Below are 18,277 nucleotides of genomic sequence, written 5' to 3'. Positions count from 1 at the left end.
AAAGACTCCAAGACGAACCGTGTTAATTTTTGCACAGTTTAACGCAGCAACAGCAAAACCCCCTGTAACAAACCCACGACAAACCCTAAGATGCCTCCTAAATTAACAATTGCTTGCAACTCACTTTTGACGATGCCTTGAATTGCCATTTCTAATTCCGCCGCCGATGTTCCTTTGACTCGGTCAATAATCACCTGATCGATCGACAAAATCGGAATTACTTGAGCGACAATTTTTTCCAGATCCCGCTCCAAATAGCGCTCTAAAATTAAAGCCAATTCTTTGCTAACCACTTCTAAGGAAGCGTTGACAGCAGGCGATGTTCGCAGCCGACCCAGGATTAACTTAGCAATATTTTCCCAGTCCACAGAGTCACTCAATCCCTGCAACAAATCAGCGCCCCGCTCTTGAATATAACTGCGGACGCTGTCGCGCATCGTTTTCCGCAACTGGCGCACCGTCGAAACCGGCAAATTTTGTAAAGAGAGATTTTGCAGCCATTCCTGCAAACGTTCTCGAATTCCCAAAGAGAGAATCAACTCTGTTATCCGCTGATTTGTTTCCTCTTTTTCATCCAGGCAAAACGTCCGCAGGCGCGTCAGAGTGTTGCGAAGACCAAACAAATTCGCCACTACCCAGTAAGTGCCACTCGTCTTTGCCCGAAAGCCTTCATCAATGACTTGAATATTGCGGTCAGTCAAAAAATCTATCAAAGCTTGCCGCACAATATCTGGCGGTAGCACCACTTGCAATATCCAGTCAGAAAGCTTCTTTGCCTGATCGTCACTCAGCTGAAATTCCAGCAAAACCTTATCAAAAATTTGGTTGAGTTGGACTTCCAGAAAATCCTCGCGGCGAGCTAAAACTTTCAGCAGGCGAGGAAACGATTCACCCAGCAAATCCCGCAGAATTCCCGCCATAATCTTAGCGGTTTTCTGCTCGGCATCGGGTTTGACCTGCTCTAGCGCTAGCCGGAGTAACCAAAGAATTGCTCCCTGCACCCGTTCTGTATGCAGCAGCCGTCGTGCCAGATTTTGCAATTCTTCTGGCGTCAGCAGAGAACCCATGATGGTGTCAGAAACCCGGTTGGCTAGGCGTTCCTGATTTCGGGGAATTAATCCAGGCGTGAAAGGGACGCGCCGCCCACCGATGTAAAGAGTCCGATAGGGGCGGAATAACATTTTAATGGCGATATCGTTGGTGAAATAGCCAATAATTGCACCAACAATCGGGGGGCTGACGTAAAGCCAGAGGTTAGACCAATTCAAGGCGGCGATCCAATTAGGCAGGGGTTACGTTTTAAGGGAAGTTATGAATGTTGAATGTTGAGTGTTGAGTTAGGGTCAATTCATAACTGATAATTCAACACTGATTACTCAAAACTCATCTGCTACCCCCTACTACCATCTTAGGCTTTGGTTACTACCAATACGCCCATGACCCCACCCGCAATCTGATAGTGGGTCGCGGCGGTAAATCCCGCTTTTCCGGCTAAATCCACTTGTTCGCTGCCCGTGGGAAATTTATCTAAGCTAGGGCTAATGTAGGCATATTCTTCAGTCAATCCCATGTCTTTGGCGGTTGGGACGACGATGGTATCGAGATACCACTGCTGAAAGCTTCGCATTAAACGATTGCTGGGACGATGGAAGTCTAGGATAGCGGCTTTAGCACCCGGCTTGAGGACGCGGTGCAATTCTTCCAGACATCGAGGAATATTGGTGACGTTGCGAAGTCCGTAACCCATTGTGGCGCAGTCGAAATGGTTGTCGGGGAAGGGGAGATTGAGGGCATCGCCTTCTATCCAGGTGATGGGGCACTCCTTTTGGGTGCCCCTATTTTCCCATCGCTCTCTCGCGATCGCTAATTGCGCCGGTGAAAAATCTACCCCAAATACTTGACCCTTCTCTCCCACCTGTCGCGCCAGTAGCTGGGCGATGTCACCACTCCCACAGCAGACATCTAAGCAAATATCTCCCCGACTTGCATGACTCCACTTCACCGTCATCAGCTTCCATACGCGGTGCTGTCCCAGACTTAAGCGATCGTTAAGCTCGTCGTAAACGGGTGCAATGCGGTCAAAGATGGCTTGAATATGCTCAGAGGTCATGATGTTTCAGTTGCTAACAGGTAAGGGCTAATGGCTAATTAGGAAATTACCATTAGCCCTTAACGATTACTGATGAGTGCGGGTCGTGGTTAGAACCAGAGCAATCTGCTGGGCGGATAAGTGAATGAATTTCAACTCATCTTCGCGTAGTTTACAGGGTCGTTTCCACTGGAGGGATAGCAACGCTAGCACGTCGCTCCGATAGATGATCGGGATCGCTAGATGCGCCTGGAGACCGGAAGCTTGGTATTGTTCGATACTTGCTGGAGGAGTCGTTCCCGGAGTATTTACCCAAACCTGAAGTTTTCGAGAGGCGATCGCATCCTGTACCAGAGGGTCTTTTTCCAGCCAGTTTTCCGTGTCGCCTACAGCACTATAAGTTCCTTTTGCCGCTACCAGCTGATTGCCATCTACCTGCTGTAAAATACAGCCATCTGCTGCGAAATTTCTGCCAAAGGCACTGGCGATGGGTTCTAGTGTTGCCTCTACATTGGGAGACTCCTGAGCCACTTGCACAATCGTTGCCAGCAGTGCCGTTTGTGCTTGAGCGCGATGCAGTTCCTCCGTGCGTTGCTTTAGCAATTCATAGGTATCTGCTGCCCGCTGGACTACCGCCTTTAATTCGTTGGGGTCCCAAGGCTTGGTAATGTACTTGTAGACTTGTCCAGAATTAATCGCTTCTACCAAATCTTCCACATCGGTAAAACCCGTGAGGATGATTCGTACCGTATCCGGGAACTTGGGCACGGTTCTGCTCAAAAATTCCGTTCCCTTCATTTCTGGCATCCGCTGATCGGAGATAATCACGGCTACTTCCCCTTCTGTCGCCAGCACTTCCAGGGCGTGAATACCGCTTTCGGCTCTCAGCACATTGAAATCTCGTCGAAAAGTGCGGTAGAGCAAGTCTAAATTATCTGGCTCATCGTCTACCACCAACATTTTGGGCTTCTTGGGGCGTTCTAGGCTCATTAACTGACGGCTGATACTATCAAGCTCTGGAATAGCATTGTCCATAACGATACAACAAACTCTTGGTCAACTTGTTAAGGCAAATTCAGATACACAAAACATCTATCTTAAGACCGATTGTTTAGTAGCGCTTTCGGGACAAATGACATAACTAGGAATTCCTGGTTTGCGTCAAACAGACCGGACATCAAACTAAACTTGCCATGTAAATTTATTCGTGACCCGAACGCGATACATTTAAAAACGTTCCTGGTCGCTTGATAGCGATGAAAAGCTTTTTGAGGTCATTATGACTGAAACACCTTCCGCAGACACTCCCGATCGTAGCCTTCAACCAGAGTCAGCGAACGTGAATGTTGAAGATTTGCTGTTCTCGCTCCGACGTAAAGAAGGAACCTGGGTTGACTGGGGACACGCCTGTGCCAAATTGCAAAAAGCCGGTTACAGTACCCAAGCGATTTTTGAGGCAACTGGCTTTGAGCCGATACATCAGAATCAAGTAATTGTAGGCTCACAGGTCTATACGTCGTTAGTGAATGGTGGGGCAGTAGAAGAAGTGCGATCGCACTATTCTCGCACTGGCAGTGATATTTTATACGAATTGCGGATTCTGACTGAGCCGGAACGGGTCGCCGCAGCAGACTTTATCCGATCCAGAAACCTCGACGCCGATGTTGCCCGTGAAGTCGCCAAAGACGTGAAAGAATTGTCCCGGATGCGGACTCTACCGCAGGGATTTACCGACCATCCTGGAGACGCAGTTGCTTATCAGTATTGGAGACGGGCAAAACAATTAAGTAATTTGCAAGAGCGATCGCGTTTTATTGCACGCGGCTTAATGTTTGCCCACAGCCAAACTGCCCGAAATCAAATCGAACAGCTGCTAACCGAAGGAATTGCCGGTGCTGCCCCTCGTCGTGCCCCCTCTTTGCCCCTGTACCGACTGGATGAGGACGAACAACTCCCTCGGACGATACCCGTCGCCGGTGCCTTGCCCTTGACACCCGCAGACTTGCAATTGGTTCCCCCAGTAGAACAGATTGAGCCGTTCCGGTTAGTGCAAACTTCTTGGAGTGGATCTTGGGTGTCTCTACCCGGTTGGCAAGTCGTCTTGAACGCACAAGACCCGGTCGTCATTCTCTGCAACAGCAGCCAGCTGCCCAGCCAACATACCAACAAACCGGAAGGAATTCTAGTTCTCATCGATCGATCTCGACAAGAATGGAATGACAGCAGCTATTTTATCGTTGACCAGTCAGGAGAGCTGCAACTTCACTGGTTCCCCGATGCTCCTACTGTGCCCATCTTGGGACAAATTATCCTAGTGTTGCGTCCGAAGAAAATTGTCGATGAAGACATGACTAAGGATTTATGGCAGATTGAAGAATAGTTGCCAATGGCTAATCAGAGTTTTGAGTTTTGAGTTACAGGAGAATTCTTTAATTCCAGGACTCAGGCAAAAACTCTCTCAAACTCTTATTCTTGTCTAAAGCGAAGATATAGCAGTCCTATTTGAGTTGTAAATTTTTTTAGGAACAGCGTTGGCGTTAGCCTCGCGTTCGCGTTAGCGCTTAGGAAGAGTAAGAAGAGAGAGCCAAGACTTCATAATCATTTAGGATTGCGATCGCGCTTCGCAAGACTTACGCGGTTCATTTTGCCGTTCCTAGTGCGTAAGTCCTAAACTCAAAACTCAAAACTGGCTAACGACACCGATATAGCTGATAAGGAACCCCGATTCGGTAGTGCTGAGTAGAGTCAATCGTACAACCCGTTGACTCGGCAAGTGCCAACGATTGGGGATAATCAACCCGCTTGAGTCCAGGGGCAACTACCCACAAGTTCAGGGGCGATTTCAAAGGAGTTTGGATGGCAGAGAGATTTTGCCAAAGGGCATCATAACTAGGTTTCGCGTTTAAGAAAGCAAAGTAGGCTTTCTCGTCCTCCGACTCAAAATCACCGACGCGGGGTGCCCGGATTTTATCGACTGCCAGGGCAAAGCTTAACCCCAAAGCGACATCCTGGGAATCGTTGTATCCCACCACAACCATTAGAGGAACGGTCGGTTCTAAGTTCATGTGGTGGGAGACTTGCAGGGGGTTAAAGGGCTTTAAGAATGCCAGGTTAAAAACGACAAAAACGCTGCTGAGAAGGCAAACTAGCAGTACATCTGAGGACTGAGGACTCAGGAGTAAGTATGGATCTTGGCTTTGGTGCTGAGTTCGTGCATTTCCATCAAAATTTTCTTGGGCATCTTCAGTGGGCAATTCTTTTGCCGCAGTCCCGATGGTGAGGATAGCTCCCAAAAGGGCGCACAAAGCTGGGTAATAGACAAAGTGATAGCGAGGGGCAATGGTGATGTCTTTGTCCAGCAGGTAGACAATGGCTAAGAATTGCAGCAGCACGCAAAAAGTGAAACTACCCAAGGCGAAAATTGCTGAGGAATAGAGGGTTTTAAAGCGACTTGGATTTACCTGCGTGTGCCCTCCAGAGGCGGTTAATTGCCTCTTTCCCTTAAAAAAATTATAAATTTGCCTTCCCAGCCAACAGCCAAACAGAAGCATCAGCAGCCCCGATGGAATCGCAATCCATAAAGGCTGACTTTCTACGGGTAGGGCGATCGCCATCAGCAGCCAACCGACCAAAGTTTGGTATAAGGGCGCAACGTTATGGGGAGACGGAAGCCAACTGGTTTCCGAACGTCCAGAATGTCCCAGTAGCACCGGCAACCAAGGCAGAAAACTGAGTACAATCCCCAAAATTGTCAGACTAAGCCCAACCCAGGTGTGAATTTTAAGCGATCGCCGCCGCCAGTAAAATATCGTCAGGAGCGTCACCAGCTGCGCCACGAAAGCCAAGACAAAAAAGTAGTGGACGTAGAAGGCAATACTGTTGACAACTCCCCAGCCAAGCCAAACGCGCCATCCCGTCTGCCGATTTTTTTCCAGGTCTTGCTGAATTTGAATGAATCCTACCAGTGCCAAGGTAATCAACAGCACCGGAAGGGTGTAGTGCCGTGCTTCTTGGGAGAGGTAGACGCCAAAAGGGGAAACCGCCATGATTGCGGCGGTCATCAAACCGACAGCGGGGAAGAAGGCGATGCGTCCCAGCCAGTAAATTGCCGCGATCGCGCCGACTCCGAAAATTGCAGGAAGCGATCGCAAGTCAGTGCTCAGAAGTAGGGGGACGGTAGCGCCGTGTCCGTACTCATGGCTGAGTAATTTTAGCCAGCCGTGCATCAGGCAAAAAAATAGGGGAGGATGGGTAGACTGAGTTGCAAGTGTATGAGCAATTTCAGCACAGCTAACATCTGGCTTCAGGGTAAAAATTTGCTTTAAGGTTGATAGGGGAAAAACCACGTCGAGCGGGACATCATTGTAAGTCCGTCCCAAACTAAATAACCCTGTAATCACCTCATCTAGCCACAGCGGTTTCAGGTCAAGATGCCAAAACCGCAAAGCAGCGCCCAAGACAATTACCCCAGCTAGCGCTAAATAATGTAGAAAGAACTTTAGGCGATTCATGTTTTTCTGTTGTTAGCTGCTAATTAGTAAAAAGTTTTAAGTGTTAAATTTTGAACTAAAAAATTCTCTTGGAACTCAAACCTCAAACGCGATAAACCGCGACTCTACAACTCAAACCTCAAAACTTAAACCTTAGACGCGACAAACCGCGACTCTACAACTCAAAACTCTCACAAGCCATTAGCCATGAATGACGATAATCTTATTCACCCAGATGGTACAGCAGCCCAAATGGTGCCGGATTTGGCTCAGGTGTCGCTAGCAGCAGTGCGCGAACAGGCAATGCAGCGACTCCGCAATGGGTTGCGAGCGGGGCAGCAAAGCATGGCTGACTGGCGAGGTGGCCCTTTAGCAGTTTCTGCCGTACCCGGTGCGGGTAAGTCTACCGGGATGGCAGTGGCGGCGGCTTTAGCGATCGCTCGTTACCAATTGCATACTCGACGCTATTTAGTCGTTGTCACCTTTACTCGCTCGGCTGCGGCAAATATTAAAGCCAAGATTCGGCAGTGCCTGCGGGAGGATTTGCGACTACCGCAAACTGGCTTTGTTGTCCATACGTTACACGGTTTGGCACTGAATATTGCTACCCGTCATCCAGAGCTATCGGGTTTGAATTTGGAAACGGTAACTTTGGTTTCTCCGAACCAAAGTCACCGCTTAATTCGGGACTGCGTAGAGCGATGGATTTCTCACAATCCTCAGCGCTACTCCACGCTGCTGGAGGGATTGCAATTTGATGGGGAAGAAACCGAGCGGTTGCGCCGTCAGGCAGTTTTACGCACCGAAGTGTTGCCCAGTCTTGCAAACACGGTAATTCACGAAGCAAAAAGCTCTGGATTGTTGCCGGAAAATTTGTGGGAACTGGCAAGACAGACGCCGGATGATTATGGAATTTTGAGCGTCGCTGCCGGGTTGTACGAGCAATATCAAGCTTTACTGCGATCGCGCGACTTGATTGACTACGACGAAATGATTCTCGGTGCCCTGCGGGTGCTGCAAAACGAAAGCGCCCGCCAACTTTGGCAAAACCAAGTCTTTGCCGTCTTTGAAGATGAAGCCCAAGACTCTAGCCCCCTCCAAAGCCGACTTTTAGAAATTCTCGCCGCTCAACCCGCCAGCAATTCCCCAGCCCTCAACTTGGTGCGCGTGGGGGACCCCAACCAGGCAATTAACTCCACTTTCACCCCTGCCGATCCGATTTACTTCCGTCGCTTCTGCGAAGCCTGCCAAGCCCAGGAACGCTTGGCAACGATGGATCGAGCGGGTCGGAGCAGTCAAACGATTGTTGACGCCGCGAACTTCGTCCTGGAGTGGGTGAATCACACCTATGGGGGCAAACCCGACCGTAGAGGAACAACTTCGTCAAAATCCTCCCAAAACCCAACTGAACTGCCCTTTCGTCCCCAAACCATTCATCCCGTTGACGCAGGAGATCCCCAATCTGACGCCAACCCGGAACCAACGGGTCGAGGGCTGGAAATCTACACCCCCCGCGACATTTACCATACCGTCCAGCTGATTGGAGAGCGGACGATCGAATTATTTGAGAAAAATCCTAAAGGTCGGGCAGCAGTTTTGGTGCGGGAAAACAGACAAGCTCGGTTTGTGGCTGAAAGACTCAGTTATCTGCAAGCTCAGCACAAGATTGAGGTGTACGATGTTTCCCAGAGCGATCGCCACTCTAACGTCCCCACCGAAATCCTTGCTCTCCTGCAATTTCTCGATCGCCCCCACTCCCCCGACTACATAAAAGCTGCACTAGAGGTACTCGTACAGCGCCAGCTGATTCCCACCCAAGACCTCAACGCCCTCGCCACCTTTCCAGAGCAATTTCTCTATCCTGGCCCGCTCGATCCTCCCCAAACGCCACCCGTGCATCAGGCGGCGCGGTACTGTCGCAGTTTGCTTCGCGCCCGCTTGGAACTGCCCCATTACCAATTGCCCACCTTTCTCGCTCTCACCTTAAAATACGACCCGTCCGAACTCGCCACAGCGGATAAATTAACCGAACGCATCGCCCAGCAAACCTACGGCAACAGTTCCATGAGTTCTACTCTGGAAGTCTTAAGCGAAATTGTGAATTCGGAACGCTTTGAACCCGTAGAAACTGAAGACACAGACGCCCGCTATGTCCGCGCCGGTCAACTCACCATCATTACGATGCACAAAGCCAAGGGATTGGACTGGGATTATGTCTTTATGCCGTTTCTGCACGAAGATAGTATTCCCGGCAGTCCTTGGGTGCCTACTGCTGCCCAATTCCTGGGCGATTTTACCCTAGCAGAGGTCGCTAGGGCACAGATTCGCGCCAGTCTCCACGGTCAATATCCCTTACCCCCGGCACCCGCCGCCTGGGAACAAGCGGGACAGCTCAAAAACGCAGAGGAATTCCGCCTCCTCTACGTGGCGATGACACGAGCGAAGCGCCTACTCTGGATGGCAGCTGCTCAAAAAGGACCTTTCCGCTGGAACACCTTCAACTGGAATAATCAAGACAATTTACAGGAGAAAAAACCGTGTCCGGTGATACCCGCCTTAAAGAGTCGCTTTCCTAAATCGGTGGTTGCTTTGTCTAGGATGCCGAGTTAGTTTACTTTTTCTGTTTGCGCTTAAGTCGTGAAGTTGCACCCAAAGCACCGAATGCCAGTAAACCCAACACAGAACCAGGTTCAGGAACCGAAGCTGTTTGAGCGGCGGTTAGATAGCTAAGGTTGTCAAATCCCCATGAACCTGAATTGTTAGTGAAATCTACAACTGCCCGTTTTACAGGGGTGCCGCTGTAAGTAAAAGTAGTGCCGGAAACACTAATTCTGAGTGGGGAAGGAAAGTCGTCTACGAATGTTTTATCCAGAATTACCTCTGTGATGCCAAGAGAAGTGAAGTCTTCGTCAAAGAGTTGGACAGTTAATTTGGGTAGAGGCTGAAAGCGAAAATCCCCTAGCTTCGCCACGTCGAACATAATATTAGAAGTAGACATGGCAAAGTCAAGTGTTAAGATTCCCGGCGCACCGATCTCTAAGACGGGGGGTGATAAATCAAGGAAATAAAATGCTTCTTCAACGCCGAATAAACCTCCGAGATTCAATTTTCTTTCAACATTGTAGGTGGCAGCAGTTGAGTTTTCTCCATTTACTTTAAAGTCAAATGTAACACCCTTAAAACTCAAATCATCCGCTGGTTGAGTCGGCAGCTCATCAAAAGTTAATGTAGTCAATGTAGCAGCCTGCACGCTTTTAGGTGCCATCAGTGCAGATAAGGAAAAGCAGGCTGTGCTGAAGACTAAGGCTGAAAGTGTTTTTCTGAAGGTAGCCATACAAGCTATTTCTCAAAAATTGTAGAAGTTGCAAGTGGGAATGGGTAAAAGTGGAATGCGATCGCTATCTATAATTAGTCGTCGATCTGCTGTTTCTGTTGACGCTGCATCACTGAACCAGCACCCAAAGCACCCAATGCGAGTAAACCCAAGCCTGAAGTGGGTTCGGGAACATCCTTTGGCGGTTTGCCAGACACTCCCGGATCGGCGCGGAAAATGCCCGTAGTGCCATCCGCAAGACTGGCAAGAAATGCCACCTGACCAGCATTATTTAATCCTTCCCGCGAAAAACTAAGGGACGTTACGGTGGAACCAAATAGGGTATCACCAGTACTAATTACCTTATCTTTTAGGGGATCGGCTCCAGTGAAGATCCCTGTCCCGCCTGCATCCAGTTTAGTAAAAAAGGCAATGGTTCCCACATCATTAATTGAGGGAACGCCAAGAAAGCCGTTCAAGGAGCCGCTCGTGTCTGCAATTAAGGTTGTTGTTTTGCTATTGCTAGCGAACAAAGCTGCATTTTTTCCTCCCACAAATGGCTCTGGCGGAGTATACCAATCATTGCTTGGATCAATAGCCGGGGGAGCATAAAAGGCAACGTTTCCTACATTATTGAGGGCAGGGGAACCAAAGCCAGAATCCTCAGGATAATTATTTCCAATGCTGGCAACGATAGTCCTTGTAGTGCCGTTACTCGTAACAATTACCGTGCTAGGATTCCCACTTTCAATTCTATAGGCTACAGTTCTTTCATCATTGATGAAGGGAGAATTGACGCTGCCATAAAAGATAGTATCGATAACTTTTCCTTCGCTGGTGAGAATACGTTCGCCCCGGTAAAGTCTCTCTACGAAAGCTACAACTCCAGCATTATTAATTGAGGGCGAATAAAAATCGCTAAAGTAGTCCTTCGCTACAATAACGTCATCATCAATCCAGGGTGACTCAACACCATTCGAGTCGGATTGAGGGAAAGCAAGGGCGATAGGAGTGGGCGTTGTTGTTCCGTTCCCCTTGAAAATACCTGTGGCTACCTGAGCTAGGACAGCGCTGAAGGCGACGGTTCCTCCATCATTAATGGAGAGAGGAGTACGAAAGCTACTAAAGAAATTATTGGTGTTGGCAATCGTGGTAATTGTGGAGCCATTGGCCGTGAAAATACCTATGCTCCCTGTATCTAGTCCAGCCAAAAAGGCGGCGGTTCCAGCATTATTTAAGGCGGGAGATGACAGAAAGGAACTGAAGCGATCGCTTGTATCCGCAATTTTCGTAAAGGTGAAGCTGGCAGCTTGCACTTCTCCCGCTGCCAAAAAGCTGAGGCATAAGCCCATCAATGCTGTGGGAATGCTCAAGTGTAATTTCATAGTATTTCTCTTTTGAAATGGAGTGACTAGCGACAAGAGGAGTTACTTGTTTTGCAATTACCAAAAATTTGCCAGAATGTGCAGACTGTAGTAAAACAGTTTATTCTGGCAAATATTGCTAATTGGAAGCTAGTTTAGGCCTGTGGCGAGGACGATAATTTTCTTTTGCGGATTAGCATAGAAGCGCCGATGACACCTAGCGCGATCGCTGCCGTTGGTTCTGGTACGGACTCGACAACATTCACGGGTTTATGGGAAACAAATCCATATCCGTTAACGCCTGGAGCCGTAAAAACCGTAAATCCTTGACATTCTTTAACTAAACACTGGGAAACAGGTTCGTCTGGTCCCTGATCAGCCGTTGCTACACTTAGCTGAAAGTCCAAATTTGTCTCCTTAACATTTAGCCTCAAAACCTCTCTGAAAGCAAAGACTTGATTTACTGGAATTAAAGATGTTAAGGATGAGTCTGATGGCTTGCCACTAAAGATATTATTGCCATTCACGCTCAAGGAGAAAAAATCAAAAGGATTTTTGACATCTAGATAATTTCCTATCCGTACATCGCTGACTAATAAGTCTAGAATTTCATCGGCGACGGTGTAAGTGCCTTCAACTGAGTCTCCATCAAGATTCCCTTGAAAGTTAAATGTTATGGCGTTCGCAGGAGCCAAATTAACTGTTCCCAAAGCCAAAAATGCTGCACTAACAGCTATTGACAATTTCTTCCACATTGTTGAAGTAGACATAAAACGAGCCTCAGTAAAGTTGAATGTTGATAAACTCGGTGCTTTTAACTGCCTATGCAATCGTCATGAATCTGCCAAATTCTTAGGGATTGCCAGCTGTAGCAAAGCAGTTAATTCTGGCAAATATTGCTAATTGAAATCTAGTTTAGGCGTGTAGCGAGGACGATAATTTTCTTTTGCGGATTAGCATAGAAGCGCCGATGATACCTAGCGGGATCGCTGCCGTTGGTTCTGGTACGGATTCGACATCATTCACAGGTTTATGCGGAACAAAGCCACCTCCGATAACGCCTGGTGGAGAGTTGATTCCACCTCCAAGGGCAAAACCCAGAAATCCTTGACATTCTTTAACTAAACACTGGTCAACCGGTTCTATCAGTCCTTCATCAGCGGTTGCGACATCTAGCTTAAAGGCGAAAAATAGGCCCCGATCATCTATAACGTCTAGTCTCAAAACCTCCCTGAAAGCAAAGACTCCATTTACCGGAATTAAAGATGTTAAAGATGAGTATGATGGCTTGCCACTAAAGATGTTATTGCCATTCACGGTAAAGGAAAAAAAATCCAAAGGATTCTCTACCTGTAGGAAAGGAGCTTGTATCCGTACATCGCTAACTAAGGTTTTGAGGATATCATCGGCGACGGTATAGCTGCCTTCAACTGAGCCTGCGTCTTCAGCATCCCCTTGAAATTTAAATGTTATGGCGTTCGCAGGAGCCGAATGAAATGTTCCTACAATCAATGTTGCACCGGCAACAGCCATTGATAACTTATTCCAAGTAGTTGAAATAGACATAAAATAACCCTCCCTCCGTAAAGCTTAATTTTGATATTGGAAATGATCCAAAGTGCGATCGCCACAATTGTCTTACCAAGGGCAACTGTGTATCTTTGGCGCTCAACAGAAGCGATAAATATTTGCGGAAATTACTTAGGCTGGTAATCTGGCGATCGCCAGGTTTTTTAGAGTGTTTTCGCTTGTCATGAAAGTTTCACATATTTTTTAGGAAAAATGCTAGTAGTTATACTGAATCTTTATCAAAACAATAAACTTTGAAGAGCCAAGAAAACGAAAAAACCCCTAAAGACCTCATGATTCGGTCGGTCTGGCTTTAAGTAGTTCTACTGAGAATTTATGAAGTTTTGGTTTAGATAAAACAAGCCAGACTTAAGGGAGATGCATAATCAATACTTTATTTAAACTCCCTTCATTTATGAGATTCATCTACCACCACAGAAATAGTAGAAAAAACTGTAAGTTCTATATCTAGAATGGATTGAAATTTTGAATCTATCTTTTGATAGATAAAGGGTGCTGTGAAGCTAATAACAGTCAAAATTACCCACACTCTCACACCAAAGACTGATTAAAGTCATTCTTGAAATTGACACGATCGATTTGTACAGGTTGCTTCAGCTCAATCGGGAGCGCAAGTATAGCGATAAACCATTTGGCACGCTAGGCGATCGCAGAGGGTAAAAAAATGATTAATTCAATGATGATTATTGGGGGCGTGACCTTATTCGTTGCGCTAGGAAGTCTCTTGTTTAGACCGCGCGATACTCAATGGGTCAAAAACTTGACCCGACCTAGTTGGCTTGTCTTTGAGCCTCTGATTCCGTTTATCTGGACGATTGTTTTTGCAGGCGGAGCTTTATCAGCAACCATAATTTGGGAACAAGATCCAGGTAGCCTCAAAACTTGGTTGTTGATGGCACTTTACCTACTCTTGGAAATTGTCACAGTCGCTTACATTCCTACCACGCTCAGACTCCGCAGCCTTACAGTCGGTACGCTATTAGGGGGATCGGGCGTTATTTTAGGGGTTCTTTTAGCATTGTTTGTATTACCGATTTCTGGATTATCGGCTCTTTTATTACTCCCCTATGTGCTTTGGAGTCCGGTTGGAACCTATACGACTTGGGAGATGATTCAACTGAATCCTGAGTCTATATAGTTAGGAAAGGCTTCTCAGCCGGTTTGAAATCTATTTGTAAAGACTCGAAACTTTGCCTCTCGACAGTCAGCGAAGACAGACTTCGTTTGATAAAAGCTCTCGCAATTTCTGCCCTCCTTCTTCTGAAGGGGGGCAGAAGTTGCGATTATAAACATCGCTAGGTACTTTCTCTCAACAAACCATGATGAATTTTCAACAAGTATTCGGTACAGAACCAGAAGTCGAAGCCAGCGCACCAGGACGAGTAAATCTACTAGGCGAACACACGGACTATAACGATGGATTTGTCCTCCCAACAGCTATCCCCCAAAAAACGACGGTACAATTGGGATTTAGCAAAGATGAACAGCACCACTTTTACTCTGCGGAACTTGACGAAAAAGTAGACGTTTTAGAAAGCACTCATACGCCGTCTAGTTTCGCAAGTTATGTATTTGGGTGTATCCGACTTTTAGAGCAGGAAGGTAACACTATCTTGCCGGTTAACGTGTATGTTACATCCTCCGTTCCTATTGGTTCGGGTTTGTCTAGCAGTGCGGCGTTGGAAGTGGCGACTCTCAGAGGATTGAGATCGCTTCTTTCACTTACTCTCGATGATGTGCAAATCGCCCAACTCGCACAACAGGCAGAAATTCACTATGCTGGCGTGCAATGCGGAATTATGGATCAGATGGCGTCCAGCCTTGCTGACACTGATTCGATGCTGTTTCTGGACACGCGCACGCTGGAACGTCAAGTTCTTCCTTTCCCAAAGGGAGCAGAAGTTGTGGTAATCGATAGCGGCGTACCTCGTACCCTGGCGGCAAGTGGCTACAACCAACGACGCGCTGATTGTGAGGAAGCAGCACGGTTGTTGGGAGTGAAGGCGCTCAGAGATATCACCGATCCGCAAGCTGTAGAATCTTTACCCGAACCGCTGCGGCGTCGCGCTCTTCATGTGGTTACAGAGGATAACCGGGTGCTGGAGGCGATACAGGGCGTCTCTCCGGAGCGCTTTGGCGAGTTGATGAATGCTTCTCATGCCAGTTTGCGGGACGATTACGAAGTTTCCGTACCGGCGTTGGATACGCTGGTGAGAATGTTGCAAGAAACCCGTGGCGTATTCGGCGCACGATTGACGGGTGCTGGGTTTGGGGGCGCTTGCGTTGCTTTGGTAGAGGTTGGGAAGGCGGAAGCGATCGCCCAAAACGTACTTCAACGCTACAACGGATCGGGTTACACCGGACGGATTCTGGTTCAGTAAGGCGAAGCTAGCGGTATACACTTTATACACTCAGGGGAAGGGCGAGCAGCCGAATCATCCTGGCATCGGCGATCGCGCGATCGCTTCTTTAACTTTCTGGGTAATTAACTCTCGAAGTTCCTCCTTGCCACGCTGACGCTGAAAGCTAGCGCCTTCCTCAGTGGTGGCATAGAGGGGTGGCAGTCGATTGAGCGCATAAGCAGCAATCTCTCCCAGATCCAGAAGGCAAGGGTTGGTTACTTCCATTTTTAGCACCTGCACGCTCGCTTCTATTAGCACCAATGCTTCCATCACATTGATAAACTGTTTTCCGGGAATCGCGATCGCTTCATCGGTTAAAAGTTGCCCGAATAAGCGATCTAAAGCGATGTAGTCGTCAACAGAAATTTCCGAAATTTCGCAGATGCTGCCAATCTCTTGTGCTAGAGATGGCATCATATATCCGTCCTGCAAAGCTTGTTCAACAATTGTTCCTATCGTGAGCTTTTCCAAACTCATCGCATCTCTCCCTGACGATCGCATTTCAAACGGCAATCCTATGATTCTGCCTTAGATTTGAAATTTATAACTTGTCTAATTAGCCTAAATAGTGCTAACTTTATAGATTGTGTCGAATTAAAGACCATCCATGCCTAAACTGAAAACCCGTAAAGCAGCGGCAAAGCGTTTTAGAGCCACCGGCAGCGGCAAAATCGTCCACCGCAAAGCCTTCAAAAGTCACTTGCTACAGCACAAGAGTTCTGACCGGAAACGGCGGATTTCTAAAATGGCTCTGGTGCATGAACGCGATGAAGAAAATGTACGCTTGATGCTGCCCTATTTGTAAGGAAGCAATTTGCTTTCTATGATGAGTCTCTAGTCAATTGCTAATGACTAATGACGAATGACTGCTGACCACCGATCAATAACAACTAATAATTAGCCATGACACGGGTAAAACGCGGTAACGTTGCTCGCAAACGCCGCAAAAAAATTCTCAAACTAGCCAAAGGCTTCCGAGGTTCTCATTCAACTTTGTTCCGGACAGCCAATCAACAGGTCATGAAGGCGCTGCGTAACGCCTACCGCGATCGCAAGAAGCGCAAGCGCGATTTCCGCAGCCTCTGGATCACCCGTATCAACGCCGCAGCACGTCAGCACGGCATTAGCTATAGCCAGCTGATGGGCAAATTGAAAAAGGCAAATGTCCAGATTAATCGCAAGATGCTGGCACAGATGGCTGTTCTCGATCCCGCTGGCTTTGACAAAGTGCTGCAACTCGCTACACAGGCTCAAGGGTAAAGGATGAAGGATGTAGGGCTTTGTCCTTCCCAGAGGGTGGGATGAATGAAGCTCGCCACTCGTTTGTTGCCAGCCTCGTTCCCAGGCGGTGCCTGGGAATGTTTTTTCTTTGGCTCTTTGCCAGTATAAAAACGCCAAACTTAGCGGTTGCTGCCGAGCTACAAGAGATTGTGGAGCGCGGCTACCTAACGGTTGCAGTGAAAGACAATGTCCGTCCCCTGGCTTTTCGGGATGGGGAAGGCAAACTGCAAGGGCTGGAAATTGACATTGCCCAGCGTTTAGCAGCAGAACTCCTAGATAAACCCGATGCGGTAAAGTTGCAACCGGTGGCGAATCGAGAGCGGCTCTCGGTGGTGGTGGATGGAACGGTCGATCTGACGATCGCGAGGGTGACACAAAATGCTTCGCGCGATCGCTTGGTCAACTTCAGCATTCCTTACTACCTAGACGGCACCGCTTTAGTCACTCAGGACGCATCCTTGCAAAGGCTTAACGATCTGCAACAGAGAAAAGTCGCCGTTCTGAAAGGATCGGATACGATTTCTACGGTGCGCTATCTTATCCCCCAAGTTCAGCTAATTGGCGTCGATTCCTACGAACAGGCGCGATCGCTCCTGGAATCGGGTAACGCCGATGCCTTCGCCGCCGATGCCAGCATTCTCAGCGGCTGGGTGCAGGAATACCCCCAGTACCGACTGCTGCCGGTACGCTTGTCAGGGGAGCCGCTAGCAGTAGTGATGCCCAAAGGCTTGCAGTACAATCAATTGCGGCAACGGGTAAATGATGCGATCGCGCGTTGGAAACGAGAAGGCTGGCTACAAGAACGGGTGAAGTATTGGGGACTCCCCCAGAGCGATACCAACCGATTTTAGAAAACTTCCGATAGGGCACCTGTGGCGATCCACCTCCGCCGCAATCACGTCCCATAATGAATAGAGAAAGCAAATTAATCTCTGTATTTGAAGGGCAATGGATAACTCTCTGGCAATTTTTTATCTCTCCTTGTTGCTGGTACTGCTTGCCGTTGCCGGTTGGGCAGTTGTGCGCCAGGTTTTCAAAACCCGCAAAGTTGAAAGTGTCCTCTCTCGGCTGCAAAATAAGGTGCAAAACGACAAATGCACAACCCAAGAGTTTTACGAACTCGGCAGCATCTATTTAGATAAAAAACTTTACACCCAGGCAATCTCGCTGCTTCAAAAAGCACTCAAAGCTGAGGATGCCGAAGAGGAAAACCTCGCGCCTATCTACAATGCCTTAGGCTTTGCTTACTTCTCCCAAGAGCAGTACGACGTAGCGATTCGCAACTACAAAGAAGCTTTGAAAATAGCTCCAAATTATGTCACGGCGCTCAATAATCTGGGTCATGTTTACGAGAAGAAGAAGTTAACCGCTCAGGCGTTGGAAAGCTATGAGGAAGCGCTGAAGCACGAGCCTGACAATGGCACCGCCAAGCGCCGCGCCGAATCCTTGCGGAAACGGTTGGTTCCCTCGACTTAAAACACCTTGTCATCCCTGAGGCTCTGCCTCCTGCGGAACTCAAATAAAACGTAACGATTGTAGGGGCGCAAACTTTTGTGCCCCTACAGCTTTATCCGTAGCAAGGTCATATTTTCGAGGCTGTAGAACTGATGGGACGCTACACAAGGCAAAGTTAATTAACGTGAGTTCGGGTTAAGTGGGCGGGAGTAAATTGTAATCAATCGCAATGGATGGCTTCTTCGGTTGGTGAGCATAGGCAATCAGTCCACAAACAACATTCACCAAGCAGT

At 48.0% G+C, this 18,277-nt stretch carries 17 protein-coding genes; 8 read left to right on the top strand and 9 right to left on the bottom strand.

Annotation, left to right across the window (positions count from 1 at the left end):
* Positions 1–38 precede the first annotated feature (38 nt).
* The 3 genes from NDI44_RS23395 to NDI44_RS23385 all read right to left on the bottom strand — a co-directional run bounded on the left by NDI44_RS23395 (position 39) and on the right by NDI44_RS23385 (position 3,124).
* A complete protein-coding gene (locus tag NDI44_RS23395) occupies positions 39–1,268 on the bottom strand; it encodes a DUF445 family protein (RefSeq protein ID WP_190413809.1) in 1,230 nt (409 codons plus the stop codon).
* Positions 1,269–1,408: 140 nt separating this feature from the next.
* A complete protein-coding gene (gene ubiE, locus NDI44_RS23390; protein WP_190413808.1) occupies positions 1,409–2,110 on the bottom strand; it encodes a bifunctional demethylmenaquinone methyltransferase/2-methoxy-6-polyprenyl-1,4-benzoquinol methylase UbiE in 702 nt (233 codons plus the stop codon).
* Positions 2,111–2,176: 66 nt separating this feature from the next.
* On the bottom strand, positions 2,177–3,124 hold the full coding sequence (locus NDI44_RS23385) for a response regulator (protein ID WP_190413807.1): 948 nt from the start codon (positions 3,122–3,124) through the stop codon (positions 2,177–2,179).
* Positions 3,125–3,368: 244 nt separating this feature from the next.
* On the opposite strand from NDI44_RS23385, the gene NDI44_RS23380 reads away from it, so the two are divergent.
* Positions 3,369–4,469 carry a RuBisCO accumulation factor 1 gene (locus NDI44_RS23380; protein ID WP_190413806.1) on the top strand — a complete coding sequence of 367 codons (1,101 nt, stop codon included), beginning with the start codon at positions 3,369–3,371 and terminating at the stop codon, positions 4,467–4,469.
* Positions 4,470–4,779: 310 nt separating this feature from the next.
* Here the strand turns inward: NDI44_RS23380 and NDI44_RS23375 are convergent, their stop codons facing one another.
* Positions 4,780–6,600 (bottom strand): glycosyltransferase family 39 protein, encoded by a 1,821-nt coding sequence (locus NDI44_RS23375; protein ID WP_190413805.1) that lies wholly within the window; start codon positions 6,598–6,600, stop codon positions 4,780–4,782.
* A 231-nt stretch (positions 6,601–6,831) separates the two neighbouring features.
* Between NDI44_RS23375 and NDI44_RS23370 the strand changes: the two genes are divergently transcribed.
* Positions 6,832–9,189: an ATP-dependent helicase gene (locus tag NDI44_RS23370; RefSeq protein WP_190413867.1), complete on the top strand. Its 2,358-nt coding sequence runs from the start codon at positions 6,832–6,834 to the stop codon at positions 9,187–9,189.
* Position 9,190: 1 nt separating this feature from the next.
* Here the strand turns inward: NDI44_RS23370 and NDI44_RS23365 are convergent, their stop codons facing one another.
* The 4 genes from NDI44_RS23365 to NDI44_RS23350 all read right to left on the bottom strand — a co-directional run bounded on the left by NDI44_RS23365 (position 9,191) and on the right by NDI44_RS23350 (position 12,822).
* Complete coding sequence (locus NDI44_RS23365) at positions 9,191–9,913, bottom strand: PEP-CTERM sorting domain-containing protein (RefSeq protein WP_199304885.1); 723 nt, start codon at positions 9,911–9,913, stop codon at positions 9,191–9,193.
* A gap of 74 nt (positions 9,914–9,987) precedes the next feature.
* Positions 9,988–11,277: a choice-of-anchor tandem repeat NxxGxxAF-containing protein gene (locus NDI44_RS23360; protein WP_199304884.1), complete on the bottom strand. Its 1,290-nt coding sequence runs from the start codon at positions 11,275–11,277 to the stop codon at positions 9,988–9,990.
* A 134-nt stretch (positions 11,278–11,411) separates the two neighbouring features.
* Positions 11,412–12,026, bottom strand: coding sequence for a PEP-CTERM sorting domain-containing protein (locus NDI44_RS23355; RefSeq protein ID WP_190413804.1), 615 nt, complete (start codon positions 12,024–12,026; stop codon positions 11,412–11,414).
* 145 nt (positions 12,027–12,171) lie between these two features.
* Complete coding sequence (locus NDI44_RS23350) at positions 12,172–12,822, bottom strand: PEP-CTERM sorting domain-containing protein (RefSeq protein WP_190413803.1); 651 nt, start codon at positions 12,820–12,822, stop codon at positions 12,172–12,174.
* 688 nt (positions 12,823–13,510) lie between these two features.
* Here NDI44_RS23350 and NDI44_RS23345 point away from each other — a divergent pair.
* Entirely contained in the window at positions 13,511–13,984 is a 474-nt protein-coding gene (locus tag NDI44_RS23345) for a tryptophan-rich sensory protein (protein WP_190413802.1), read from the top strand.
* A gap of 184 nt (positions 13,985–14,168) precedes the next feature.
* Complete coding sequence (gene galK / locus NDI44_RS23340; RefSeq protein ID WP_190413862.1) at positions 14,169–15,227, top strand: galactokinase; 1,059 nt, start codon at positions 14,169–14,171, stop codon at positions 15,225–15,227.
* A 54-nt stretch (positions 15,228–15,281) separates the two neighbouring features.
* Here the strand turns inward: galK and NDI44_RS23335 are convergent, their stop codons facing one another.
* Positions 15,282–15,725: a late competence development ComFB family protein gene (locus tag NDI44_RS23335; RefSeq protein WP_190413801.1), complete on the bottom strand. Its 444-nt coding sequence runs from the start codon at positions 15,723–15,725 to the stop codon at positions 15,282–15,284.
* Between the two features lie 130 nt (positions 15,726–15,855).
* Here NDI44_RS23335 and rpmI point away from each other — a divergent pair, with 130 nt between their 5' ends.
* The 4 genes from rpmI to NDI44_RS23315 all read left to right on the top strand — a co-directional run bounded on the left by rpmI (position 15,856) and on the right by NDI44_RS23315 (position 18,005).
* Positions 15,856–16,053, top strand: a complete 198-nt coding sequence (gene rpmI / locus NDI44_RS23330; protein WP_190413800.1) for a 50S ribosomal protein L35 — start codon at positions 15,856–15,858, stop codon at positions 16,051–16,053.
* A gap of 98 nt (positions 16,054–16,151) precedes the next feature.
* A complete protein-coding gene (gene rplT / locus NDI44_RS23325; RefSeq protein ID WP_190413799.1) occupies positions 16,152–16,508 on the top strand; it encodes a 50S ribosomal protein L20 in 357 nt (118 codons plus the stop codon).
* 98 nt (positions 16,509–16,606) lie between these two features.
* Entirely contained in the window at positions 16,607–17,380 is a 774-nt protein-coding gene (locus NDI44_RS23320) for a transporter substrate-binding domain-containing protein (protein ID WP_190413860.1), read from the top strand.
* A 97-nt stretch (positions 17,381–17,477) separates the two neighbouring features.
* Positions 17,478–18,005 carry a tetratricopeptide repeat protein gene (locus NDI44_RS23315; protein ID WP_190413797.1) on the top strand — a complete coding sequence of 176 codons (528 nt, stop codon included), beginning with the start codon at positions 17,478–17,480 and terminating at the stop codon, positions 18,003–18,005.
* The last annotated feature ends 272 nt before the right edge of the window (positions 18,006–18,277 follow it).

It is taken from the genome of Trichocoleus sp. DQ-A3 (assembly GCF_039961975.1).
GTDB lineage: Bacteria > Cyanobacteriota > Cyanobacteriia > Cyanobacteriales > FACHB-T130 > FACHB-T130.
The sequence above is the reverse complement of the archived record's forward strand: the minus strand, read 5'-3'. Positions and strand labels throughout refer to the sequence as shown.